Source organism: Pseudomonas sp. 1928-m (assembly GCF_029269135.1).
GTDB lineage: Bacteria > Pseudomonadota > Gammaproteobacteria > Pseudomonadales > Pseudomonadaceae > Aquipseudomonas.
On the sequence record NZ_JARIXO010000001.1, the window covers coordinates 838,374 to 862,933 of the forward strand.

At 62.2% G+C, this 24,560-nt stretch carries 19 protein-coding genes and 1 riboswitch; of the genes, 13 read left to right on the forward strand and 6 right to left on the reverse strand.

What is annotated here, in order from left to right; genetic code table 11:
* Positions 1-180: 180 nt before the first annotated feature.
* A riboswitch (TPP riboswitch) is annotated at positions 181-287 on the forward strand.
* Positions 288-382: 95 nt separating this feature from the next.
* The 10 genes from thiC to P3C18_RS03760 all read left to right on the forward strand — a co-directional run bounded on the left by thiC (position 383) and on the right by P3C18_RS03760 (position 11,750).
* Positions 383-2,275: a phosphomethylpyrimidine synthase ThiC gene (gene thiC / locus P3C18_RS03715; RefSeq protein WP_275960526.1), complete on the forward strand. Its 1,893-nt coding sequence runs from the start codon at positions 383-385 to the stop codon at positions 2,273-2,275.
* A gap of 233 nt (positions 2,276-2,508) precedes the next feature.
* A complete protein-coding gene (locus P3C18_RS03720) occupies positions 2,509-3,108 on the forward strand; it encodes an NUDIX domain-containing protein (protein WP_275960527.1) in 600 nt (199 codons plus the stop codon).
* Positions 3,099-3,557, forward strand: a complete 459-nt coding sequence (locus P3C18_RS03725) for a DUF1249 domain-containing protein (RefSeq protein ID WP_275960528.1) — start codon at positions 3,099-3,101, stop codon at positions 3,555-3,557. Before P3C18_RS03720 ends, P3C18_RS03725 begins: the two co-directional genes overlap by 10 nt.
* 173 nt (positions 3,558-3,730) lie before the next feature.
* Positions 3,731-4,552, forward strand: coding sequence for a 3',5'-cyclic-AMP phosphodiesterase (cpdA, locus tag P3C18_RS03730; protein ID WP_275960529.1), 822 nt, complete (start codon positions 3,731-3,733; stop codon positions 4,550-4,552).
* A gap of 64 nt (positions 4,553-4,616) precedes the next feature.
* Positions 4,617-5,228 carry a YqiA/YcfP family alpha/beta fold hydrolase gene (locus P3C18_RS03735; protein ID WP_275960530.1) on the forward strand — a complete coding sequence of 204 codons (612 nt, stop codon included), beginning with the start codon at positions 4,617-4,619 and terminating at the stop codon, positions 5,226-5,228.
* A gap of 15 nt (positions 5,229-5,243) precedes the next feature.
* Entirely contained in the window at positions 5,244-7,148 is a 1,905-nt protein-coding gene (gene parE, locus P3C18_RS03740) for a DNA topoisomerase IV subunit B (protein WP_275960531.1), read from the forward strand.
* Positions 7,145-8,131, forward strand: coding sequence for an esterase-like activity of phytase family protein (locus tag P3C18_RS03745; RefSeq protein WP_275961571.1), 987 nt, complete (start codon positions 7,145-7,147; stop codon positions 8,129-8,131). The genes parE and P3C18_RS03745 overlap by 4 nt, the downstream gene beginning before the upstream one ends.
* Positions 8,128-8,652, forward strand: coding sequence for a TIGR02281 family clan AA aspartic protease (locus P3C18_RS03750; RefSeq protein ID WP_275960532.1), 525 nt, complete (start codon positions 8,128-8,130; stop codon positions 8,650-8,652). The genes P3C18_RS03745 and P3C18_RS03750 overlap by 4 nt, the downstream gene beginning before the upstream one ends.
* A 7-nt stretch (positions 8,653-8,659) precedes the next feature.
* Entirely contained in the window at positions 8,660-10,918 is a 2,259-nt protein-coding gene (gene parC, locus P3C18_RS03755) for a DNA topoisomerase IV subunit A (protein WP_275960533.1), read from the forward strand.
* A 127-nt stretch (positions 10,919-11,045) separates the two neighbouring features.
* The gene (locus P3C18_RS03760) at positions 11,046-11,750 is read left to right on the forward strand and encodes an ABC-type transport auxiliary lipoprotein family protein (RefSeq protein WP_275960534.1); all 705 of its coding nucleotides are present in this window, start codon (positions 11,046-11,048) and stop codon (positions 11,748-11,750) included.
* A 282-nt stretch (positions 11,751-12,032) separates the two neighbouring features.
* Here the strand turns inward: P3C18_RS03760 and P3C18_RS03765 are convergent, their stop codons facing one another.
* Positions 12,033-13,568 carry an AhpA/YtjB family protein gene (locus P3C18_RS03765; RefSeq protein ID WP_275960535.1) on the reverse strand — a complete coding sequence of 512 codons (1,536 nt, stop codon included), beginning with the start codon at positions 13,566-13,568 and terminating at the stop codon, positions 12,033-12,035.
* Between the two features lie 174 nt (positions 13,569-13,742).
* Between P3C18_RS03765 and serB the strand changes: the two genes are divergently transcribed.
* On the forward strand, positions 13,743-14,957 hold the full coding sequence (gene serB / locus P3C18_RS03770) for a phosphoserine phosphatase SerB (protein ID WP_090249722.1): 1,215 nt from the start codon (positions 13,743-13,745) through the stop codon (positions 14,955-14,957).
* A gap of 52 nt (positions 14,958-15,009) precedes the next feature.
* Here serB and P3C18_RS03775 read toward each other — a convergent pair whose 3' ends face one another.
* The 5 genes from P3C18_RS03775 to P3C18_RS03795 all read right to left on the reverse strand — a co-directional run bounded on the left by P3C18_RS03775 (position 15,010) and on the right by P3C18_RS03795 (position 22,455).
* Positions 15,010-17,079: an EAL domain-containing protein gene (locus P3C18_RS03775; protein ID WP_275960536.1), complete on the reverse strand. Its 2,070-nt coding sequence runs from the start codon at positions 17,077-17,079 to the stop codon at positions 15,010-15,012.
* Positions 17,080-17,143: 64 nt separating this feature from the next.
* Complete coding sequence (locus P3C18_RS03780) at positions 17,144-18,949, reverse strand: molecular chaperone (RefSeq protein ID WP_275960537.1); 1,806 nt, start codon at positions 18,947-18,949, stop codon at positions 17,144-17,146.
* A gap of 232 nt (positions 18,950-19,181) precedes the next feature.
* The gene (asd, locus tag P3C18_RS03785; protein WP_275960538.1) at positions 19,182-20,042 is read right to left on the reverse strand and encodes an archaetidylserine decarboxylase; all 861 of its coding nucleotides are present in this window, start codon (positions 20,040-20,042) and stop codon (positions 19,182-19,184) included.
* Between the two features lie 37 nt (positions 20,043-20,079).
* Positions 20,080-20,895, reverse strand: coding sequence for a rhodanese-like domain-containing protein (locus tag P3C18_RS03790; RefSeq protein ID WP_275960539.1), 816 nt, complete (start codon positions 20,893-20,895; stop codon positions 20,080-20,082).
* A gap of 45 nt (positions 20,896-20,940) precedes the next feature.
* Positions 20,941-22,455: an HDOD domain-containing protein gene (locus tag P3C18_RS03795; RefSeq protein WP_275960540.1), complete on the reverse strand. Its 1,515-nt coding sequence runs from the start codon at positions 22,453-22,455 to the stop codon at positions 20,941-20,943.
* Positions 22,456-22,574: 119 nt separating this feature from the next.
* Between P3C18_RS03795 and motA the strand changes: the two genes are divergently transcribed.
* Together motA and motB are read left to right on the forward strand one after the other, a co-directional pair.
* Positions 22,575-23,426, forward strand: a complete 852-nt coding sequence (gene motA, locus P3C18_RS03800) for a flagellar motor stator protein MotA (protein WP_275960541.1) — start codon at positions 22,575-22,577, stop codon at positions 23,424-23,426.
* 8 nt (positions 23,427-23,434) lie between these two features.
* Entirely contained in the window at positions 23,435-24,451 is a 1,017-nt protein-coding gene (motB, locus tag P3C18_RS03805; protein ID WP_275960542.1) for a flagellar motor protein MotB, read from the forward strand.
* Positions 24,452-24,560 lie beyond the last annotated feature (109 nt).

Below are 24,560 nucleotides of genomic sequence, written 5' to 3' on the forward strand. Positions count from 1 at the left end.
GGGCGCTGCCTAGAGGGTCAAGATTTGTCTGGGGCTGAATGAGTGTAGATTGCAACAATCCATGGCGTGTTCTGCCTGTCGGGTTATTTGTAGCGGCTGCTCGCGTCACTTTCCGACGCGTGGGTCATAAGAAATTGACTCCCGAGTTGGTTTTATTGGCTGGGGTTGATTAGACTGGCCGCGTTCTTGTCGGGGTGCCCCAATTGCGGGGCTGAGATTGGCAGCTGCCGGATCCCGTTGAACCTGATCAGGTTAAGGCCTGCGTAGGGAACAAGATGTGCTCGCCCTTCCTTCGGCGAGCCTCTGGCACCGCCCCTGGTGCGCCTTTCGCCGCTCATTCATCTCCAGGTTCGCTCCGACATATAGCCCTGGAGAGCCGCCGATGAGCACACAAGAAAAAAACCTCAACCCGATCCTGAGTGAATCTGCCCAGGTCGACCAGCAGTCGATCCAACCCTTCCCGCGTTCGCAGAAAGTCTATGTGCAGGGCTCGCGCCCGGACATCCTGGTGCCGATGCGGGAAATCAGCCTGGACGTGACCCCGACCGACTTCGGTGGCGAGATCAACGCGCCTGTGGTGGTCTACGACACCTCCGGCCCGTACACCGATCCCAAGGTCATCATCGACGTGCGCAAGGGCTTGGCCGATGTGCGCTCGCCGTGGATCGAAGCGCGTGGCGACACCGAACGCCTGCCTGGCCTGAGCTCCAATTTCGGCCAACAGCGCCTCGCCGATGCCGAGCTGACCAAATTGCGTTTCGCCCACGTCAACAACCCGCGCCGGGCCAAGGCCGGGGCCAACGTTAGCCAGATGCACTACGCGCGCAAAGGCATCATCACCGCCGAGATGGAATACGTCGCCATCCGCGAAAATATGAAGCTGGAAGTGGCGCGCGAAGCCGGCCTGCTCGATCAGCAGCATGCCGGCCACAGCTTTGGTGCCAGCGTGCCGAAGATCATCACCCCTGAATTCGTGCGTGAAGAGATTGCCCGCGGCCGCGCGATCATCCCGGCCAACATCAACCACACCGAACTGGAACCGATGATCATCGGCCGTAACTTCCTGGTGAAGATCAACGGCAACATCGGCAACTCGGCGCTGGGCTCTTCGATTGAAGAAGAAGTGGCCAAGCTGACCTGGGGCATTCGCTGGGGTTCCGACACGGTCATGGACCTGTCGACCGGCAAGCACATTCACGAAACCCGCGAGTGGATCATCCGTAACTCTCCGGTGCCAATCGGCACCGTGCCGATCTACCAGGCCCTGGAGAAAGTCGGCGGCGCGGCCGAAGAGCTGACCTGGGAGCTGTTCCGCGACACCCTGATCGAGCAGGCCGAGCAGGGCGTGGACTACTTCACCATCCACGCCGGCGTGTTGCTGCGTTATGTGCCGATGACCGCCAAGCGCGTCACCGGTATTGTTTCGCGCGGTGGTTCGATCATGGCCAAGTGGTGCCTGGCGCACCATAAAGAGAACTTCCTCTACACCCATTTCGAAGACATCTGCGAAATCATGAAGGCCTACGACGTCAGCTTCTCGCTGGGCGATGGCCTGCGTCCGGGCTCGATTGCCGACGCCAACGATGAAGCGCAGTTCGGCGAGCTGGAAACCCTTGGCGAGCTGACCAAGATCGCCTGGAAGCACGACGTGCAGACCATGATCGAAGGCCCTGGCCACGTGCCGATGCAGCTGATCAAGGAGAACATGGACAAGCAGCTGGAGTGCTGCGACGAGGCGCCGTTCTACACCCTCGGCCCGCTGACCACTGACATCGCGCCGGGTTACGACCACATCACCAGCGGCATCGGTGCAGCGATGATTGGTTGGTTCGGTTGCGCCATGCTCTGCTACGTCACGCCCAAGGAGCACCTGGGCCTGCCGAACAAGGATGACGTCAAGACCGGCATCATCACCTACAAGATCGCCGCCCATGCTGCGGACTTGGCCAAGGGCCATCCCGGCGCGCAGATTCGTGACAACGCCTTGAGCAAGGCGCGCTTCGAATTCCGCTGGGAAGATCAGTTCAACCTTGGCCTCGATCCCGATACCGCGCGCAGTTATCACGACGAAACGCTGCCCAAGGACTCGGCGAAGGTGGCACACTTCTGCTCCATGTGCGGGCCGAAGTTCTGCTCGATGAAGATCACCCAGGAAGTTCGCGTCTATGCTGAAGAGCAACGCATCGCCGCACTCGACCTGGACGCTGAGGCGGGCATGCAAGCCAAGGCAGAGGAGTTTAAGGCGCAGGGTGGGCAGCTCTACCACAAGGTCTGATAGAGAGATCCGATTACGATCTGCTGCGCGCCGGCCTTGCTGCGTTGAAAACAGGTTCGGAATGCTCATGTACAGCTCGTACACTCCGCTTCCTCACCTGTTTTCGCCTTGCATGGCTCTAGCTCGCAAGCTCGGAATCGGATTCTAGAGCTTTTGCTGCGCCCTGTTTCGGCGCAGCATAGGATGCAACTAGGACGGGCCTTCGGGCCCGTTTCTGTTAATCAGGGGGCGTTATGCAACGAGAAGATGTCGAAGTGATCGAGCGCGAGGCCTGCTTTAGCGGCTTCTACAAGCTTGATCGGCTGCGTTTGCGCCATCGTCAGTTTGCCGGTGGCATGGGTCCTGCGCTTACCCGCGAGCTGTTTGTGCGCCACGATGCGGTGTGCGTGCTGCCCTACGATCCGCAGCGCGACTGCGTGGTGCTGATCGAACAGTTCCGTGTCGGTGCGCTGGATAAAAGCACCAATCCCTGGCTGCTGGAGCTGGTCGCCGGCTTGATCGACAAGGACGAGCAGCCGGAGGAAGTGGCCCGCCGTGAGGCGCTGGAGGAAGCCAATCTACCGCTGACCTCGCTGTGGCCGATTACCCAGTACTACCCATCACCCGGTGGTTCGGATGAGCGTGTGCACCTGTTTGTCGGCCGCTGCGACAGCGAGGGGGCCGGCGGCGTGCATGGCTTGGCGGAAGAGGGCGAGGACATCCGCGTGCACGTCTGGCCGCTGGAAGATGCCCTGGATGCGCTGAAAGACGGGCGGATCGACAATGCTGCCAGCATCATTGCCCTGCAGTGGTTGGCGCTGAACCGCGCTGAAGTGCGGGGGTTGTGGTCGTGAACCTGCTGCGCGAGCGCTATCGGGTCGACCTGGTCGAGCTGCAAACCGCTTGCGAACTCAACTATGTACGCTTGCTGCAGCTGCTGCCGGACATGCGCGGGGATGGCCGGCAGCAGGTTCGTCGTGTGGCTCTCAGTCAGGGCGAACACCTGCTCGGCGTGCTGGCCCTGGAGGTGCTGGAAACCTGCCCCTATACCTCGACCATCGAAGTGCGCCAGGAACACAGCCTGTCCTGGCTGCCGGTGCCGCGTCTGGAAGTGCGGGTCTATCACGATGCGCGCATGGCCGAGGTAGTCGGTACGCAGAGTGCGCGGCGCTTTCACGGCATTTATCCCTACCCGAATGCGGCCATGCATCAGCCGGATGAGAAGACCCAGCTCAATCTGTTTCTCGGCGAGTGGCTGAGCCACTGCCTGGCCTGCGGTCACGAACTGGCGCCCGTGCGTTAGGTTTTTCCACGTTCTGCCGATAATCAGTCGCAGGCGCATTATTCCGATACGCGCTAGCCTTAGGGTGGGCGTTGGATTTACAGCGGACGTTCTGTGATCTATTCCCCTTTCGCGGGTTTACCGCCCGTAGGGCTAGCCAGCATAATTCACGCATTCCGCTCAAGGAGAAGGTCTTGCCGGGCGCGCCGACTAAAACCACTGCTGTTGATCGCTCGGTACTGCTGGTGCAGTTATCCGACAGTCACCTGTTTGCCGACGGGGCAGGCAAGCTATTGGGCATGGATACCCAGGACAGCTTGCAGCGGGTGATTGAGCGTGTGCTGCAGGAGCAACCGCAGATCGACCTGATCCTGGCCAGTGGCGACCTCTCGCAGGACGGCAGCGCTGAGTCCTACCAGCGCTTCCGCGAGATGACCGCTGCCATCCCTGCGCCCGCGCGCTGGTTCCCCGGTAACCATGATGAAGTGCCAGCCATGCAGGCCGCCTGCGTTGGCAGTGATCTGCTGGAACCGGTGATCGACCTGGGCAACTGGCGCGTGATTCTGCTCGATTCCTCAATCCCCGGTGCCGTGCCCGGTTACCTCAACGACCAGCAGCTTGCCTTGCTGGAGCGTGCGCTAAGCGAAGCGCCGGATCGTCATCATCTGATCTGCCTGCATCACCACCCGGTGTCCATCGGTTGCAAATGGATGGAGCCCATCGGTTTGCGCAACCCGGATGCCTTGTTTGCCGTGCTGGAGCGTTTCAGCCAGGTGCGTGCGGTGCTCTGGGGGCATATTCATCAGGAGCTTGATCAGCAGCGCGGCCCGATCCGCCTGCTGGCGTCGCCTTCGACCTGCGTGCAGTTCGCTCCGGGTAGCGAGGAGTTTCAGGTGGATAAAACCGCGCCGGGCTATCGCTGGCTGCGCCTGTTTGACGACGGTCGCCTGGAAACCGGTGTATCGCGGGTAACCGGGATCAAGTTCGAAATCGATTACACCATCAAAGGCTACTAAGGTCTTTGCAGTGCCTGGCTAACCGGTTGCAGCCGGTCGCCGCAACCGGTTAGCCTCCCGCCCCATGACCACATCCATTCTCTATATCCACGGGCTTAACAGCTCGCCGGCATCGCTCAAGGCCAGCCAGCTGCAGCGCGCCATGGCCCAGCTGGGCCTGGCCGCGCAGCTACGGGTGCCGGCGCTGCATCACCATCCGCGTCAGGCGATGGCCCAGCTCGAAGCGCTGATTGCCGAGCTTGGTCGGCCCGTGCTGGTTGGCAGCTCGCTGGGCGGCTACTATGCGACCCACTTGGCCGAGCGCCATGGGCTGCCGGCGCTGCTGATCAATCCCGCCGTGCGCCCGCACCTGCGTTTCGATGGTTACCTGGGCCCGCAGAAGAACTATTACAGCGATGAGACCTGGGAGCTGACGGCTGACCATGTAACGGCCTTGGCCGAACTGGATGTGCTGGCGCTGCAAGACCCTGCGCGCTATCAGGTGTGGCTGCAGACTGCCGACGAAACCCTCGATTACCGCGATGCCCAGCACTATTACCGCGCCTGCGCGCTGCGTATTCAGGCCGGTGGCGATCACGGCTTTCAGGGTTTTGCCGAGCGCCTGCCGATGCTTTTCGCTTTCGCCGGTATTCCTCGCCATCTGTGGCAGGATATCGACTTTTCCGCTCTCAATTGACGAACAAGAGACCCCATGGCCCAGCAAGGTTCTAGCTCTTACAACGCCGATGCCATCGAAGTCCTTTCCGGCCTCGACCCGGTGCGCAAACGCCCGGGCATGTACACCGACACCAGCCGGCCCAACCACCTGGCCCAGGAAGTCATCGACAACAGCGTCGACGAAGCGCTGGCCGGGCATGCCAAATCGATTCAGGTGATCCTGCACGAGGACAACTCCCTGGAAGTGCTCGACGACGGTCGCGGCATGCCAGTGGACATTCACCCGGAAGAGGGCGTGCCAGGGGTCGAGCTGATCCTTACTAAGCTGCATGCCGGCGGCAAATTTAGTAACAAGAACTACCAGTTCTCCGGCGGCCTGCATGGCGTGGGTATTTCGGTGGTCAACGCGCTGTCGACCAGCGTGATCGTCACGGTCAAACGCGACGGCAACGAATACCAGATGAGTTTTGCCGACGGCTACAAGGCCAGCGACTTGGCCGTTGTCGGCACCGTGGGCAAGCGCAACACCGGCACCAGCGTGCATTTCTGGCCAGATGCCAAGTACTTCGACTCCTTCAAATTTTCGGTCAGCCGTCTCAAGCACGTACTGAAAGCCAAGGCGGTGTTGTGCCCGGGGCTTGCGGTCAGTTTCGAGGACAAGGCCAGCGGCGAGAAAGTCGAGTGGATGTATGAAGACGGCCTGCGTTCCTACCTGGTGGATGCGGTCAGTGAATTTGAGCGGCTACCCAATGAACCCTTCTGCGGCAGCCTGGCGGGTAATAAAGAGGCTGTAGATTGGGCGCTGCTGTGGCTGCCGGAAGGCGGCGACGCGGTGCAGGAAAGCTACGTCAACCTGATCCCCACCGCCCAGGGCGGCACCCACGTCAACGGCCTGCGGCAGGGCCTGCTGGATGCCATGCGCGAGTTCTGCGAGTTCCGCAGCCTGCTGCCGCGCGGGGTCAAGCTGGCCCCGGAAGACATCTGGGAGCGTATTGCCTTCGTGCTGTCGATGAAGATGCAGGACGCGCAGTTCTCCGGGCAGACCAAGGAGCGCCTGTCGTCCCGTGAGGCCGCCGCCTTCGTTTCTGGCGTGGTGAAAGATGCCTTCAGCCTGTGGCTTAACGGCCATCCGGAGTTGGGCCAGCAGCTCGCCGAGCTGGCGATCAGCAACGCCAACCGCCGCCTCAAAGCCGGCAAGAAGGTCGAGCGCAAACGCATCACCCAGGGCCCGGCGCTGCCTGGCAAGCTGGCTGATTGCGCGGGGCAGGACCCGATGCGCTCCGAACTGTTTCTGGTGGAAGGTGACTCCGCCGGCGGCAGCGCCAAGCAGGCGCGCGACAAGGAGTTTCAGGCGATCCTGCCGCTACGCGGGAAGATTCTGAATACCTGGGAAGTCGATGGCAGCGAAGTGCTGGCCAGCCAGGAAGTGCATAACATCGCCGTGGCAGTTGGCCTCGATCCGGGTTCCAGCGACCTCAGTCAGCTGCGCTACGGCAAAATCTGCATCCTCGCCGACGCCGACTCCGACGGTCTGCATATCGCCACCTTGCTCTGCGCGCTGTTCGTTCAGCATTTCCGCCCGCTGGTGGATGCGGGGCACGTCTATGTCGCTATGCCGCCGCTGTACCGCATCGACCTGGGCAAGGAGATTTTCTATGCCCTGGATGAAGCTGAGCGTGATGGCATTCTCGACCGTCTGGTGGCCGAGAAGCGTCGTGGCAAACCGCAGGTCACCCGCTTTAAAGGCCTGGGTGAAATGAACCCGCCGCAGCTGCGGGAAACCACCATGGACCCCAACACCCGGCGCCTGGTGCAACTGACCCTGGACGATTACCCCGGCACCCAGGAAATGATGGACATGCTGCTGGCGAAGAAGCGCGCCGGCGACCGTAAATCCTGGCTGGAGTCCAAGGGCAACCTGGCCGAGGTGTTGCTCTGATGCAGCGGCTGTTGGCTGTCTGCCTATTGCTTTGCTCACCCTTGCTGGCGAGCGCGGCGGCGCTGGAAGAGCTGAAACTGCTCAACGAGCAAGCGGTCAGTGGCGTCACTGGTGGCAACTTGTCCGGGTTGGCCTGGTGCGATAACGCGTTGTGGGCGGTTTCCGACCGCGATGATCAGCAGCTCTATCGCCTGGAATCCGACGAGTCGCAGTGGCAGGCCACGGCCGAGACCTTTGTCGCGCCGCCTGCGCCGGATGCGCGTTTGCCCTGGGGGCTGCGTATGCGCAGCTGGGCTGCCGGCCTGGTGCGCGGGGGCGCGCTGGATTTCGAGGGCATCAGTTGTGACGCCGCCGGTAACCGCTATCTGGTCAGTGAGGCCAAGGCGGCCGTGCTGCAGTTACCGGTTATGGGTGAGCCCAATTGGCTGAAACTGCCTCAGGGCCTGCTACGTCAGGCGCGCGCCAGTGGCATGTTGTTGCACTACAACTCGCTGTTTGAAGGCATTGCCGTCGACCCGGCTGGCGAGCGCCTGTACCTGGCGGCCGAGCGCATGCGCCGTGGTTTGCTGGTGGTGCACAAGCAGCGCGCCATCTGGCGTTGCACCGGTGGCTGCGTGTTGTTCAGTGAGGCGGGCACCGAGCCCGCGCCCGAGCAGCTGGGCGCGAAAGAGCAGCCACGGGATTTCTCCGGCCTGGCCTTCCATAACGAGAAGCTCTTCACCCTTGAGCGCCAGGCGCACCGCATCTGTCGACGCAGCCTGAGCAATGGTCAGGTCGAGAAGTGCTGGTCGTTTGCCGCCGAGGCGCTGACCCCGGAGCGCCTCTATCCGCCGTCCTATGGTCTGGCCGAGGCGTTGTGGGTGGATCAGGACGGCGCTTGGGTCGGCGTTGATAATGGTCGCTTCAGCCGCGCCGACGGTGAATCACGGCCGATTATCTGGCGCTTTACCGCACCTAAAGGCGGCTGGGGTAGCAAGCCGTGAGCGAGCAGCCTGCAGGCAAGCGTGCCGGGCGCGTGATGCTGGTGCTGGCCTGGGGCGCGGCTTTGCTGCTGGCGACCAAGTTCTTCGGCGACTGGGAAGACGCTCAGCGCAATCCCAATCGCACGCCTGAGTCGCTGCATGGCAGCGGCTATGTCGAAGTGCACCTGGCCAGCAGTCGGCAGGGCCACTATATGGCCGGCGGCAAGATCAATGGCGAGGAGGTGACTTTCCTCCTCGACACCGGTGCGACGCAGGTCGCGGTGCCGACCGAGGTGGCGCAGCGCCTGGGGTTGCAAGCCGGAGCGGCAATCACCATCAGCACCGCCAATGGCCGCGCCACGGCCCATCGCACGCGGCTTGAGCGCCTGCAGTTGGGCGATATCGTGCTGACCGACGTAGAGGCTTTGATCGCTCCCGGCATGGGCGGCGATGACGTATTACTGGGCATGAGCGCCCTGAAACAACTCGAATTTACCCAGCGCGGCGGCACCTTGATGCTGCGCCAATCCACCTTGCAATGAGGCACGCATGAGCGAATCCCTCGATTTGAGCCTGGACGGTGTTGAACGCCGTTCCCTTGCCGATTTTACTGAGCAGGCTTACCTCAATTACTCCATGTACGTGATCATGGACCGCGCGCTGCCGCATATCGGCGACGGCTTGAAGCCGGTGCAGCGGCGCATCGTCTACGCCATGAGCGAGCTGGGCCTGGACGCCGACTCCAAGCACAAAAAGTCGGCGCGTACTGTCGGTGACGTGCTCGGCAAGTTCCACCCGCACGGCGATAGCGCCTGTTACGAAGCTATGGTGCTGATGGCGCAACCGTTCAGCTACCGTTACACCTTGGTCGACGGCCAGGGCAACTGGGGTGCGCCGGACGATCCGAAGTCCTTCGCCGCGATGCGCTATACCGAAGCGCGCCTATCGCGCTACTCGGAAGTGCTGCTCACCGAGCTGGGCCAGGGCACCGTGGACTGGGTGCCGAACTTCGACGGTACCCTGAATGAGCCGGCGACTCTGCCCGCGCGTCTGCCGAATATTCTGCTCAACGGCACCACCGGTATCGCCGTGGGCATGGCCACCGACGTGCCGCCGCACAACCTGCGCGAGGTCGCGACGGCCTGTATTCGCCTGCTGGACGAGCCGAATGCCACGGTCGAGCAGCTCTGTGAGCATATCCTCGGCCCGGACTATCCGACCGAAGCGGAAATCATCACCCCACGCAGCGACCTGCTGAAGATCTATGAAACCGGCAAAGGCTCGGTGCGTATGCGCGCCGTGTACCGCGTCGAGGACGGCGATGTCGTGGTCACCTCGCTGCCGCATCAGGTCTCCGGGGCCAAGGTGCTGGAGCAAATCGCCGCGCAGATGCAGGCGAAGAAGCTGCCGATGGTCGCCGACCTGCGCGATGAATCGGACCACGAGCATCCATGCCGCATTGTGATCATCCCGCGCTCCAACCGGGTGGATGCCGATGAGCTGATGCAGCACTTGTTCGCCACCACCGAGCTGGAGTCCAGCTACCGGGTCAACACCAACGTGATTGGCCTCGATGGCAAACCGTCGGTCAAGGACCTGCGCACCCTGCTCACCGAGTGGCTGCAGTACCGCGTAGGCACTGTGCGCCGTCGTCTGCAGTTCCGTTTGGACAAGGTTGAGCATCGCCTGCACCTGTTGGAAGGCCGCTTGATTGCCTTCCTCAACCTCGACGAAGTTATTCGCATCATCCGCACCGAGGACTCGCCCAAGCCGGTGCTGATGGAGCGCTTCGGTCTTACCGAGATTCAGGCTGAGTACATCCTTGAGACCCGCCTGCGCCAGCTCGCGCGGCTTGAGGAAATGCAGATCCGTGGCGAGCAGGACGAGCTGGCCAAGGAACGCGACAAGCTGCTGGCCCTGCTGGGTAGTGAAACCAAGCTGAAGAAGCTGGTGCGCCAGGAAATTCTGGCCGACGCCGAGAAGTACGGCGACGACCGTCGTTCGCCGATTGTTGCCCGCGCAGAAGCCAAGGCGCTGAGCGAAACCGAGCTGATGCCGACTGAGCCGGTGACCGTGGTGATCTCGGAAAAAGGCTGGGTGCGCTGCGCCAAGGGCCACGATATCGACGCCACCGGCCTCTCGTACAAGGCCGGTGATGGCTTCAAGACCGCTGCGCCGGGCCGCTCCAATCAGTACGCGGTTTTTATCGACTCCACCGGGCGCAGCTACTCATTGGCGGCGCATTCGCTGCCGTCTGCCCGTGGTCAGGGCGAGCCGCTGACCGGGCGCCTGACGCCGCCGCCGGGCGCGACCTTCGAGTGCGTGCTGCTGCCGGATGACAATGCGTTGTATGTGATTGCTTCCGATGCTGGCTACGGCTTTGTGGTCAAAGGCGAAGACCTGCAAGCGAAGAACAAGGCCGGTAAAGCGCTGCTTAGCCTACCGGCCGGCGCCCTGGTGGTGCCGCCGAAACCGCTGGCCAATCGCGAAGAAGACTGGCTGGCGGCGGTGACCACCGAAGGCCGCCTGCTGCTGTTCCCTGTGCGCGATCTGCCGCAACTGGGTAAAGGTAAAGGCAACAAGATCATCGGCATTCCGGGTGAGCGGGTTGCGTCGCGTGAGGAATACCTCACCGATCTGGCCGTGCTGCCGGTCGGGGCGACGCTGGTATTGCAGGCCGGCAAGCGTACCCTGTCGCTGAAAGCAGATGACCTGGAACACTACAAAGGCGAGCGCGGGCGGCGTGGTAACAAGCTGCCGCGCGGCTTCCAGCGCGTCGACAGCCTGTTGGTCGAGGCCCAGGGCTAGCGAGTGCTGCGCTGGAGTCGCGAGCGGCTTTCAAGGATGATACGCGGCCGTAAGGCGGGTCACGCAAGCGACCCGCCGGCACCTAATGTGTAAGCACGCCGGCAGACTGGCCGGCTGGATGAGTGAGATGACTGCACTGCGTTTCCCCGGAATTCTGCTGCTGGCCGGCGTGCTTGGCCTGGCGGGTTGTACGCGTTACCAGCAAGCGCCGCTGTACCAGCTCGATAGTGGTGATATTCGCGTTCCCGCCGCCGAGCAAGGCATTGCCGTGCTGCTCGGGCCGGTGGCGATTGCCGATTACCTGCAGCGCGAGGCACTGTTGCAGCGCCAGACCGACGGCAGCCTGACCGCCGCCGAGGATGCGCGCTGGGCCGGCAGCTTGGCTGCCGATATTGATCAGCAGCTGCTGCGTCAGCTGGCCTCGCGTCTGGACAGCCAGCGCCTGGTGCTGGCGCCGGCCACCGTCGGCTTTGTGCCGCAGGTGCGCCTGGGGCTGTCGATTACCCGCCTGGACTCCGGTCCGCAGCGCCCGGCCGTGCTGGAAGCGCAGTGGCGCCTGGCGGGTGCCGACGGCAAGCTGCTCGATGGGCGTCTGGTGCGTCTGGAGCAAGCCCACAGCGGCACCATCGTCGATCAGGTACGGGCGCAGAGCCTGGTGGTACAGCAGCTGGTTGAGCAGCTGGCGGTAGCCGTCGAAACCCACGGCAAGCCTGTACCAGTGGTGGCCGAGCCGCCGCGCAAGCCGGCGCCGGTAAAGCCCGCGCCGCCTGCGCCACCGCGTATCCCGGTGGTTGAGCCAATGCGTGATGAAGGCGAAGTGTTCCGCTTCTAAGCGCCACTAAGAAAAAGCCCGCCAATCAGGCGCAATGCTGTTCAGTTAAGTGGGGCCGCTTTACGCCGCTATAGAGCGGCGGGCTTTGAAATCTCTCGCTCTAAGTCTTTGGCAGTGGTTCAGGCCGTAGGATGGGTGCTAACCCATCAGCCAATTGATGGGTTAGCACCCATCCTACGGTGGTGAGCACAAAGAAATGCCGCTTCCCTGGCAAGGGCGAAGCGGCATTTTTCTTATGTGAACAGCATTACGCCAATCAGGCGGGCTTTTTCTTGGGTCGGCTTAATGGTTTTCGTGCATGCGCGCCAGTTGGCGCTCCAGCAGTGATGGGTAGGGCTCCAGCAGGCGTTCCACGCAGCAAGCGCCTTGCGGGCTGGCGATGGCGCGAATGCGCGCACGCTGGCTGACCAGGGCGTCGTCAGCAATGCTGCGCTCGACCAGCAGCAGGTTGCGGCTGTGCTGTGACAGCGCCAGGGCGTTCTGCGCCGTTTCACTGAGCAGCAGGTCGCCCTGGCTAAGGTCACTGAGGTTTTCACCCAGGGTCAGGCCCAGCTGCAATTGCAGGGTGATGCCGCTGTCCGCCACTTCGATCTGCAGGGCGTGACCGAGGGCGCGCATCAGTTCGCCGCAGCAGATGGCGTGGGTCAGGTAGTCCTCACCAATATCCAGCTGGTGAAACAGCATCAGGCTGCTGCCGTCGCTCAAGGTATGCAGCTCGCCCTGGTACAGGTTGGCGGCGCGGTCCAGGCAGTCACGGTAACGCTGTAGCAACTCCATCAGGCGGCTGCGCGGCAGGCGGCGCAGCTGCTCTTGCGCGCCCAGCTGGATCGCCAGTACGGCACTGGGCAGCGGCTGGCGGATCACGGGAGCTGGCGCCGGCTCATGCTCGGGCTGCTCGCGCAGCTCGGAGAATGGATCGTCCACTGCGCTGTCTGCGTATGGCTGGTCATCGCTATGCAGCGGCTCGAGCAATTCGTCTCGCTCATCGAAGCGCTCATCGTGCAGGTCGCGCACTTCGAAGTCCGGCTCATCATCAAACGATTCCGGCAGGTAGTCGTCATCGTCCTGGGCCACCGGCTCGTCGTCGTAGAGCGGCTCTTCCTGTTCCTCTGGCAGCGCAGGCTTTTCCGGCACCAGGCGTGCTTGCAGCTGGCGCGCCAAGTCGCCGATTTCATCCTGGCGACCGGCGCCTGGCGCCGGGTCATCCGGGTCACGCAGCCATACCCGCAGTTGCAGCAGCGGTGTGGAGATATGCCGGCCCAGGCGCATGCTCAAGGACAGGGTCAGGGCCAGCAGAATCAGGCTGAGAATGCCCATGCTCTGCAGGCTGATGGTCATCGGTTGTTGGAATTGCTGCATATCCAGGCTGATACGCAGTTGCCCGGCAATCACCTCCTGGAAGGTGATGGGCGTCGAATACAGCCCCTCGGTTTCGCCGAGCATGCTTTTGCTTGGGCGCGAACCTGCCTCGGCGAGGATGCGGTTGTCCACGCTGTAGATGGCGGCGTGGGCCACCAGCGGGTTCTTCACTAGATTGTTGAGCAGCACGTTGAGGCTGAGAATGTCGTTGGACACCAGCAGCTCGGTCGCCGAGGCCGCAGTCTGGGTAATCAGGCTGGTGCCCAGGGCTTCAGCCTGTTGCTGCATGGCGTACTTGAACTGCATGCCGATCACCCAGCCATAGATGACCAGGGCCAGGGCTACCAGCAACAGGCTATGGCTGACAATGCGCAGCGCCAGGGGGATGCGCCGTTGGCGCAGGGCCTGGAACAGCAGCAGAAAGAAATTATCGGGTTTTACGGGGGTGGGCCGGTTCACAGAGCTCGGCTCATGTCGACTGTAGTTGGCGCGCAGTATAGCGGCGCCCCTGCGGTGGGCAAAGCGCCGTGCGTGGCTGTTTGCCGCTGAAAATGGGTAGAATGTGCGCCTTTTCCACGGCTTGTGACCTGTTCAGCAAGCCGCTGCCCCTGACGCTGTACTGGAGACCGAGCCTTGCGCGAAATCGTCCTGATCAATATCACCGGCGAAGATCGCCCCGGTTTGACTGCCGCCATCACTGGCGTGCTGGCCCAGGGCGGGGTGAATATCCTCGATATTGGCCAGGCGGTGATCCATGACACCCTGTCGTTCGGCATTCTGGTGGAAATCCCGGATACCGAGCGCGCCTCGTCGGTACTCAAGGACATTCTGTTTACCGCCTACAAGCTTGATCAGCAGGTGCGCTTCACGCCGGTATCCGAGGCGGATTACCAGCAGTGGGTCAGTGGCCAGGGCAAAGCCCGGCATATCGTCACCCTGCTGACGCGCAAGGTCACCGCCGAGCAGTTGCAGCGGGTCAGCGCGATTACCGCGCGTTATGACCTGAATATCGACCATATCGACCGCTTGTCCGGGCGTATGCCGCTGGATATGCCGGCCGAGCAGGGCAAGGGCTGCATCGAGTTTTCCGTGCGTGGCGAGCCGGCCGACCCGGCCGCTCTGCGTGCCGAGTTCCTTAGCGTGGCGCAGGAACTCAACGTCGATATCGCTTTCCAGCGTGACTCGCTGTTCCGTCGTAATCGTCGCCTAGCAGTGTTCGACATGGACTCGACGCTGATCGAGGCCGAGGTGATCGACGAGCTGGCCAAGGCCGCTGGTGTTGGTGAGCAAGTATCGGAAATCACCGAGCGGGCGATGCGAGGCGAGCTGGATTTTGCCGCCAGCTTCCGCGAACGTCTGGCCCTGCTCAAGGGCTTGCCGGAAACCGTGCTGGCCGATATCGGCGCTTCGCTGCGCCTGACCGAAGGTGCCGAGACCTTGTTTAGCGAACTGCGCCGTCTGGGTTATAAGACCGCGATTCTCTCCGGTGGCTTTACCTACTTTGCCAAGCAGCTACAGGCCAAGCTGGGTATCGATTATGTGTTCGCCAACGAACTGCAGATCGTCGATGGCCTGGTCACCGGCGTGGCGGTCGAGCCGATTGTCGATGCCCAGCGCAAAGCCGATTTGCTGCGCGAGCTGGCGGCCAAGGAAGGCTTGCGTCTGGAGCAGACCATTGCCGTGGGCGATGGCGCCAATGACCTGCCAATGCTGGCCATCGCCGGGCTGGGCGTGGCCTTCCGGGCCAAGCCGCTGGTCAAGCAGTCGGCCAAGCAGGCGATCTCAACCCTGGGGCTGGACGGTATTCTCTATTTGCTCGGCTTTCGCGACCGCGACGGCCTGGAGTAAATAGCAGGCAAACAAAAGCCGCCCTCGGGCGGCTTTTTGCTGCCTGTACTGCTTACTCGTCGCCAGCCGAGAAGTCGTAATCCATCGACTGGCTCGGGCCCTGCAGGTAATGCCCCTGGATATAGTTGACCCCGGCCTGCCAGAGGGTGGCCAGCACGCTGGCGCTCTCGACGAAGGGCACGATGGTCAGCTTGGCCTGGGAGTGCAGGCTGGCCAGCAGGGTTTTCAATGCTTCCTGGTTTTCCGCCTTGCTCAGGTCCTGGGAGAAGGAGCTGTCGACTTTGACGAAGTCGATATGCAGATGCTTGAGCGTGTTGAACGGATTCAGCGAGCAGCCGAACTGAGTCAGCGCGGTTTTGCAGTGCAGCTCGTTGAGGCCCTGGGTGATGGCCTTGGCCTGCTTCAGGTAGGCAATCGCATCCGGCTCGCTGAACTGGAACACCAGTGAATCTGAGGGCAAGCGTGCGGCTTTCAGGGCCACGCTGAGCCACGGCAGCAGAGTCTGATCCTGCACGCTGGCAGTCGACAGGTGCACGAACAGGCGGGTGTTGTGGCCTTTGCTGCGGTGGTCGGCGAGCAGCTTGATCGAGTTGAGGATTACCCAACGGTCGATCTTTTCAGCAAGGCCGGCATCTTTTGCCGCGTTGAACAGTTCGGTCGGCGGAATTTCCTCGCCCTGTGGGCCGATCAGGCGCAGCAGCGCTTCATAGTGCTCAAAGCTGTCGCCGCGCAGGCTGATGATCGGCTGGAACAGCAGGCGGAAGCTGTTCTTCTCCAGCGCCTGTTGGATCATCGCGACAATGTTGCCACGGCTCGCGGCGGCGGCCAGTTCATCGGCTGGGTTAAACACTTTGATCGCGTTGCCATCGCTCAGCTCGTCGGCACAGCGATGGGCGCGGTCGACCACTTCCTGGGCTTTGGCGGTCTTCTCGTTGAGTCCGGCTACACCAATCGACAGGGTGCTTTGCACGGTGCGGCCGCTGACGTCGAACAGATGGCTTTCGACTTTTTTCAGCAAGCTGCTCAGTTGCTCGCGGGTGCTTTCCGGGCTGACGCCGGGTTGCAGTACGGCAAATACGTCATCGCCGAAGCGCGCCAGTTGCGCGTCAGCGCTGAAGTGCGCGCGCAGCAGGTTGGCCAGGTCGGTGAGCAGGATATCGATGCCTGCCAGGCCGATATCGGCGAGCAGGCTGGCGTAGCGGTCGACGCGGATGTAAGCGAGGCTGGACGGTTGCCCGGCATTCACTGCGCGCTCGGCGGCGTTGTCCATCAGTTCGAGGAAGTGGGTACGGTTGAACAGGCCGGTGACCAGATCCTGGCTGCTGATTTCGCGCAGCTTTTCTTCCAGCTCGGCGTTGCCAGTTTCGGCGCGAATCACCACCTGGATGCAGGGCTCGCCATCGTAGGTGGCCGGGGAGAAGCTCATCTGCGCCGGGAAGCTCTGGCCGTTGGCCTTGATGCCGGCACAGTTGAGTTCGGCGCTGCCTTCGGCACTTTGATAATTCTTCAGGAAGTCCTTGAAGCTGGACTGGTCGCTGCTGCCGATCAGATCGATCATCGGCATGCCTTCCAGTTCGTCGGCATCTTCGTAGGCAAACAGCTCCAGATAGGCGCGGTTAGCGTAGATGTGCATGCCGTCGTGTACGTAGGTGATGGCGTCAACGGAGCTGTCGAGCAGCAGCTGGCAACGTTTCTCCGCTTCGCGCAGGGCCACTTCAGAGGCGCGGCGCGCGCGGCGTTCTTCCAGGTTGGCCAGCTCGCGCTTGGCGACCAATACCAGGCGCTCATCTTCACCTTGCGGTAATGCGTCCTGAGCGCCGAGCATCAGGGCTTCGGTGATGCTGTCGGAGTCATTGTCGGCGAGCAGCTGGATGACCGGAATATCCTTGGCCTGGCGACGGATTGCGCCAATCGCCTCACTCGGTGCCAGCTGTTCACTGCTCGGCGCGCAGATCAGCAGATCCCAGCTTTGCTGCAGGGCCTCGTTGAGATCATCGCTGGAGGTCAGGCGGTGCACACGGGTTGCCCGCCCCGCATTACGGAACAGGCTGACCAGGCGCTCGGCCTCGTTCTGCGAGTCTTCGAGTATCAGTAGCCGAATGGTTTTTTTTTCAATGGCCATGGTGTGGTATCAAATCTGCGCCGAACGGGCGCGAAAAGGCGACAAAAGGGAGTGCGTCGGCAATCTACAGCGACTTCCAGAGTGAGTCAAAGTCTTCCTCCCCGCCTGGCGTGCGGCCTTTCGGCGCTGTGACAGGCTTCCCGTGCTCACTGCTGATCTGCTCGACGCCACGGTATTCGAACTGGTTGAAACTGCCGGTGCTGGTTTGCCGGCGGCTGAGCACCGCACGGTGCTCGTTGCCATTCAGATTGATGCTGACCTTGTTGCCTTCCTGGAACGGCAGGCGTGCAGTAATCAAGCTGGCCGGTCGCGAGATGGCGCTGATTTCCGGCAGCAGCAGGGCGCGCAGGTACTGGCTGTTCTGTTCGGCCTTGCGCACCAGCTGCAGGCCGCAGGCTTGCGCGTGCGGAGCGATCAGCTCGATACCCATCTGCGTGCCGCCGCCGCGTACCTGGCGAATCCAGCGCACCACGGCAATGCTCCAGCCCTGTTGCGGCAGGCCTTGTACGCCGAGCAGTTCACCAGCCTGGAGTTGGCTGGGTACGTCCTTCGGCCATGACAGGCAGTAGCCACCGGGGCTGATATTGACGATGGTCACTTCGTAGGTCGGATAGCTTTCTTGGCTGCTAGTCTCGGCCGACTCGTTGGGCTGGTGCGGCTTGTTGTACTGAATTTCCTCGAAAGGCAGGCCGTTTTCCCACTGGTTGCTCTTCTGCGCATCAAAGGCGTTTGACCAGACATCCGGTGCGCCGGTGTCGGCTTTGAATACCGCCGCATTAGTTGTCACCGGGACTTGCAGCACTTCGTTGAACGGGCGTTTGCCGGCCAGGTAGAAATGCAGCGCGCTCATGCCGATGCACAGGGTCAGTGCGCCGTGGCCCTGGCTGCGCTGAAAGGTGCGCTCGGCGATATCGCCCCAGGCGGCTGCCAGGTGTTGCAGCATGTCGTGGCTGAAGCCTTCAGGCACCGTCAGGCGCGACTGGGCAAGGCTCTCGGCTGGCAGCAGCAGGTGTTCCTTGATCGCATCCACCAACTGGCTGGGATCGATCCCTAGTGCTTTGTGCAGCTCGTTTTGCTGGAACAGCGAGATATAACGGGGCGGGCCATCCAGCTGCGGCGCAACGGCGAACAGGCTGGAAGGCTCGTCGCCGGCCTGCAGAGTGGCCAGTGCGCTCCAGGGCTCGAGCACTTCGGCCAGGCGGGCAATGGCGCTCTGGCGCATCTGGTTGCAGCGTGCGCAACCAAGCAGCAGGGCAACCAGATAGCTTTGCTCGGTGCTCAGGCCTTGGGTGTGTAGTGCCTGGGTGTCACGAATCATGGTCTTGTGCAGGCCGCGCGCCAGGGCCATCTGGTACAGCTGGTGCAGCTCCAGCCAGAGGCCTTCGGGTACCGGGCAGTACAGTTGGCTGGCACGAATCAATGGGCCGCACAGGCTGTGGGTGGCGCGTTGCAGGGCGACGGCAAGCAGTTGGTGGCGTTCGCGGCCGGGCTGGGCGGCCAGGCGGGCAACGATCAGCTTGTAGCCGATGGCCAGGTGGTTCTGCAGGGCCTGGCAGAGGTTGGCAACCTTACGCGGCCGTTCATCGAGGACGATGGCCTGGTTAAGGAAGTGTTTTTCCAGTTGCTTGCAGACGAAATAGATTTCCGGCCGGAGGATTTCCAGCAGTTGCAGGCGGTTTTCCGAGGGCGTCAGCAGCTGATTGAGTTCGACCAGCGCCTGGTAAAGCTGGCGCGCGGTTTCACCGATATTGGCCTTGGGCAGGCCATCGACCCATTTTTTCAGATCACGAGGACTGGCTTCGCAGAATGACAGGCTTTGCTTATCCGGCGTGGTGACGCGCAGTAGCAAGTGAGAATTCTGTTTATCCATCTAAATCGGATACTCCAGCACACGGGCAAGGCAGGTGAGTCTAGGAATTATGTTTCGACTCTAGCAGCATCTCGCGCGCCCCGCAGCCATGTCCTTGGCTGGGTTGCCAAGTTGGCGCGACACGCAAATCATCTGGAAGTCATTGTTGTGACTGGTTTTCGTACCCAGAGGTTCACGCTGGGTAGTCGCTGCGGCACTGTCTGCATGGGCTGACAGTGCCGGCTGTGGCGGGTTAGCCGAGTGGTGCGGCGAGGCGCTGGCCCATCTGTACCGGGCTGTTGGCGGCCAGTTCTGCGGCCCATTGCACCTGTTCCGGGCCAAACAGCACGATGGCTGTAGAGCCGAGCTTGAAACGTCCGAGCTCTGCGCCTTTCTCCAGAACGATTGGCGCACGCGATGCCTCGTCGTAACTGAATGTTTTCAACGTGCGTTTTGGCGGCGTGACCAGGCCCGCCCAGACGGTTTCGATCGAGGCCACGATCATCGCGCCGACCAGTACCACGGCCATCGGGCCGCGCTCGGTATCGAACAGGCAGACCACGCGCTCGTTGCGGGCAAACAGCTCAGGGACGTTTTCCGCGGTGGTCTGGTTGACCGAGAACAGCCGGCCCGGCACGTAGACCATTTCTTTCAAGGTGCCGGCCAGCGGCATGTGCACGCGGTGGTAGTCCTTGGGCGAGAGGTAGATGGTGGCAAAGTCGCCGCCCATAAAGGCCGCGGCGCGCTCAGTGTCGCCGCCCAGCAGTTCGATCACACTGAAGCTGTGGCCCTTGGCCTGGAATACCCGGCCTTGCTCGATTTTACCCAGCTGGCTGACCGCGCCATCGGCCGGGCAGAGTACTGCGCCAGGGCTGCTGTCGAGTGGCCGGGCGCCGTCTTTCAAGGCACGGGTAAAGAAGTCATTGAAGTGGGCAAAAGCCGTCAGGTCTTCGACCTGGGCCTCGCTCATGTTGACCTGGTACTGCTTGGCGAACCAGCCGATCAGGCGATTCTTGAACCACCCCGCGCGGCATTCGGCGGCGCAGCCGATCAGGCGCGACAGCAGGTGGTGCGGCAGCAGGTACTGGCTGAGGATAAACAGACGATCTTTCATTGGCGTTCCTTAAAAGTGACTGGCGGTCTGCGGGTGCTTAGCGCTCGACCGGGGTGTCCGGGTGGTTGCCCCACTCGCCCCAGGAGCCGGCGTAGGCTTTTACCCGTGGGTAGCCGAGCAGCTTGGCGACCAGGTAGGTAAAGCCGGAGCGGTGATGGGTCTGACAGTGGGTGATGATTTCCTTGTCGGCCGTGATGCCGAGGCTATTGAGCTGCGCCTGGATATCCTCGCGGATGCGCAGCGCCCGGGCTGGGTCCATGCCCGCAGTCCACTCGAAGTTGATGGCGCCGGGGATGTGCCCGGCCTTCTGCGCCAGGGCTTTTTCGCCGCTGTATTCACTGGGGGCGCGGGCATCCCAGATGGCCAAGTCGGCGGCGCCGAGGCGGCTTTGCAGGTATTCGCGGGTGGCGGTCGGCGCAGCGTGCAGCTGCAGGGCAACAGTCTGCGCGCTGGCTTGCGGCACTGCGGTGCTGAGCTCGCGCTCCTCCGCTAGCCAGGCTTGTAGGCCGCCGTCCAGGTAGTGATAGCGCTGGTGGCCGATCACATCCAGCAGCCAGATAAAGCGTCCGGCCCAGCCGCCGCCTTCATCGTCATACACCACGTAGACGGCGTCGGGGTTATGCCCCAGTTCGCCAAACAGTTGCTCAAGCTGCGCCTGCTCAGGCAGTAAGCCGGGGGCTGGCGGCTGGCCCAGCTGGGTGCGCTTGGGGTCGACAAAGCGCGCGCCAGGGATGTGGCCGGCGGCGTAACGGGCGTTGCTGGTCAGGTCGACCAGAATCAGCTCGGGCGCATTCAGGCGGCTGGCCAGTTGCGCGGGTTCGATCAGCAAGGGCAACTCAGCGAAGGCGGTCATGCCGGGCCTCTTTTGACAGGAAAGGGACGGATTGTAGCGGAAAGCCTAGCGCCCGCGGTTGGCAAAGCTGGCCAGGGCGCGCTCGATGCATTGCACGGTTTTGCCGAAGCCCTGCACGCTGGCATCGCTCAGCGCCCGGCCACCCTGGTCGGCGAAGATCAGCATGACCACGCGGTTGTTGCTGGCAATTGAGCGAATCAGCAGGTGTTCGCTGGGAAACAGGCTTTTCAGCGAGCCGGGCAGCATGGCGGAGAACTGCGCGATGTTGGCCGGGCTCAGTTTGAGTTGTGCCGGCGCGCTGAGCAGGCGGCGCAGCACCTGGCTTTGCTGTGGGTCAAGGCTGAGGCTGGCGGCGGCCTTGTCCAGGCCGCTCTGCTGCTGGGCGATCAAGCGGGTGTGGTTGCGGTCGGCGAGCAGGATCAATACACGTTGCATGCCGCAGGCCTGGAGCGCCTGATTGGCGCAGGCGGTGAGCTGCAGCACATTGGTAAACGCACTGGGTTGAGCGAGCAATTGTGCGCATTGCTGGCGCCACGCGCTGACGACTGCGGGCTTGGGCTGTTCGACTGTGGCTTTGAGGTGCCTTGCCTGCCATGGCCAGAGCAGCGCTTCGGCCGGGTGCCAGAGGTCGCTGCCGGGCATCTGTCGGGCGCTGCTGACGGCATTTTGGTGCAGCAACTGCTGCACGTTATCGAGCGGCAGTTGCAGAAATAAACCGGTCAGGCGCTGCCAGCGCAGGCTGTGCGGACTGTTCCAGGCGTAGTGCGCGGACAGCGCCAGGCCGTTGGCCAGCAGGATGCTGTTGGCCGGCTGAGTCAGCCAGCGGCGCAGGTTGCTGTCGGCGTCGAGGATTTGTTGCTGGTGTAGTGGATGTTCATTGTCGCGGGCGATATGCAGCGCCTTGACCAGCAGGCGGCGGTCGCTGACCAGTAGCCGGTAGCCCTGGATGACCCATTCCGGCAAATGCCACTGCTCGCTCAGGCCCAGGCACAGCTTCAGCAGCGGCACGCCCAGCAGCTCTTGTTCAACCTTGCTTGCGGCTTCGCCCTTGACCAAAACGCGCTGCTCCCACACTTCAAACAGCTCAGGGTGAGCGGCAAGCAGGGTCCAGATCGGTGCGAGAAACAGCAGGCTGCCCCAGTGCACTTCCTGCCACAGTCGCGCCAGGCGGCCGGCGAACAGGCCGTTGGCCTGGTGGCTGGCGTGCTGGCTGATCAGCTGAATCTGCCGCAGCGCTTTGGGTAATTCCTGCTCGGGGAGGGCGGGCAGGGCGTTGAGCAGGTCTTCGGTGCGTTTAATGCCGAGGCGGCTGATGGCGGCTTCGAGGCTTTCGGTTTGCTCGCTCAGTCCGCTGCTTTTACGGTTGGCTTCGCGCAAGACGCTGAGCGCCAGCGCTGGACAGCCCTGCATCAAGTCCGCTAACTCACGCATCGAGCGATTACTGTCTGCCAGGGCGCGGCGCAGCGTCTGCTGGCTGTCGATGGAGGCAGGCAATAGCTGGCTGTCCAGCTGCTTGAGCCAGTCTGTCAGGGTGCGCGGATAGTGGACGGGCTTTGGCATGCGGGTTGAGACAAGCTGGCTTTTGACCTTAACTGGCTATAGTCTCGCGCAAAACTTCCGATAAATAGAAGGGTTGTTTTGCAAAGCCCCTTTCTACCCTCTCTGGCAAGTCTCTTTCTATGGCAAAAATCATCGGCATCATTGTTGTACTCGCCAGTGTGCTGGGCGGGTTTATCCTCTCCGGTGGCCAGTTTATGGCGTTGGTTCACCCCTTTGAGATCTTGATCATCGGTGGTGCGGCGTTGGGGGCTTTTCTGCAGGCCAACCCTGGCAGCGCCTTTATGCATGTGTTCAAGAAGTCGCTGAGCATGTTCAGCTCGCGCTTTACCCATGCCTATTACCTTGATGTGCTCAAGCTGCTTTACGAGATTCTCAACAAGAGCCGCCGCGAAGGCATGATGGCCATCGAGGCCGATGTCGAAGACCCGGCCGCCAGCCCGATTTTCAGCAAGTACCCCGGCATTCTCAAAGATCAGCAGATGACCGCCTTTATCTGCGATTACCTGCGCATCATGTCCTCCGGCAACATGGCCCCGCATGAGCTGGAAGGGCTGTTCGATATGGAGATATCCAGCCTCAAGGAAGAAGTTGAGCACCCCGCGCATGCCGTAGCCAAGGTGGCCGACGGTATGCCGGCCATGGGTATCGTGGCGGCGGTATTGGGCATTGTGATCACCATGTCGATTCTGGCCGAGGCGGATAACGCAGAGATCGGCCAGAAGGTCGGTACTGCGCTGGTCGGTACCTTCTTCGGGATTCTCGCGTCCTACGGCTTTTTCGGTCCCCTGGCCGCAGCTCTCGAGCATGATGCCAAAGAAGAGCTGAACGTCTATGAGGCGATCAAGGCCGGTCTGGTGGCTTCGGCCTCCGGGATGCCGCCATCGCTGGCTGTGGAGTTTTCCCGCAAGGTGCTGTTGCCTGCGCATCGCCCGAGCTTTACCGAGCTTGAGCAGGCCATGCGTGGGGGCTAAGGCGCAGCATGGAAAATAATCAGCCGATTATCGTCAAGCGGGTCAAAAAGGTTGCCGGTGGCCATCATGGTGGCGCCTGGAAAATTGCCTTTGCCGACTTTGCCACGGCGATGATGGCGTTCTTTCTGGTGATGTGGCTGATGACGGTGGCCACACCCGAGCAGAAGAAGCTGATTTCCGGCTACTTCCAGGACCCTGTGGGGTTCTCGGAAAGTGCCAGCCCCTATGTGATTGACTTGGGCGGCACGCCGACGCCGGCCCCTGATCGCACCCTGAACCCGGAGCCGCAGGACGAAAAGAGCCCGGCCGAGGATGCGCAGGCGGATGTGGACAAGCTGCAGGCCGAGTCGATAGCCGAAGAAGTCGAGCGTGAGCGCCTGGAATTGCTGCTGCAGGAATTGCAGAACAAGGTTGAGGAAAACCCTCAGCTGCAGAACTTCAAGGATCAGATTCTTTTCGAGATCACCCAGGACGGCCTGCGTATCCAGATCATGGATGCCGAGAACCGGCCGATGTTCGCTTCCGGCAGCGCGCGTCTGCAGCCCTATTTCGAAGACATTCTGCTGGCCATGACCGACACCATCGCTGCGGTGCCGAACAAGATCAGCGTCAGCGGCCACACCGATGCCGCGCCCTTTGTCGGCCGTGGTGGCTATGGCAACTGGGAGCTGTCCTCTGACCGTGCCAATGCGGCGCGGCGTGTGCTGATTGCTGGCGGCTATGACGACGAGCAGGTGGCGCGGGTAGTGGGTTATGCGTCGTCGGCCTTGTTTGATCGGGAGAAGCCGCTCAATCCAGTCAACCGTCGTATCGACATTGTGGTGCTGACCAAGAAGGCTCAGCGCGCCATCGAGGGTGGGCAAAGTGATGCGGCTGAGCCGCCTGCCGATGCGGGTAGTCCGCCGGCTGCACCGGCCATCGCGCCTCCCGCCACGCCAGCGGAACCGTTGCCCGGCGGGCAGTTACGCGAACGGCTGAATATCTTCGAGGAAGGCGTGTTGCAGTTCGATCAGCCCGCTGAGTGAGCTGCAGCTAAATGCCAAAAGGCCGCGATATGTCGCGGCCTTTTTATCTTGAATGGCTTGCCATCCCTGGCGGCCACCCTGCGGGCCGTCGCGGCGCGACGTTAAAAAT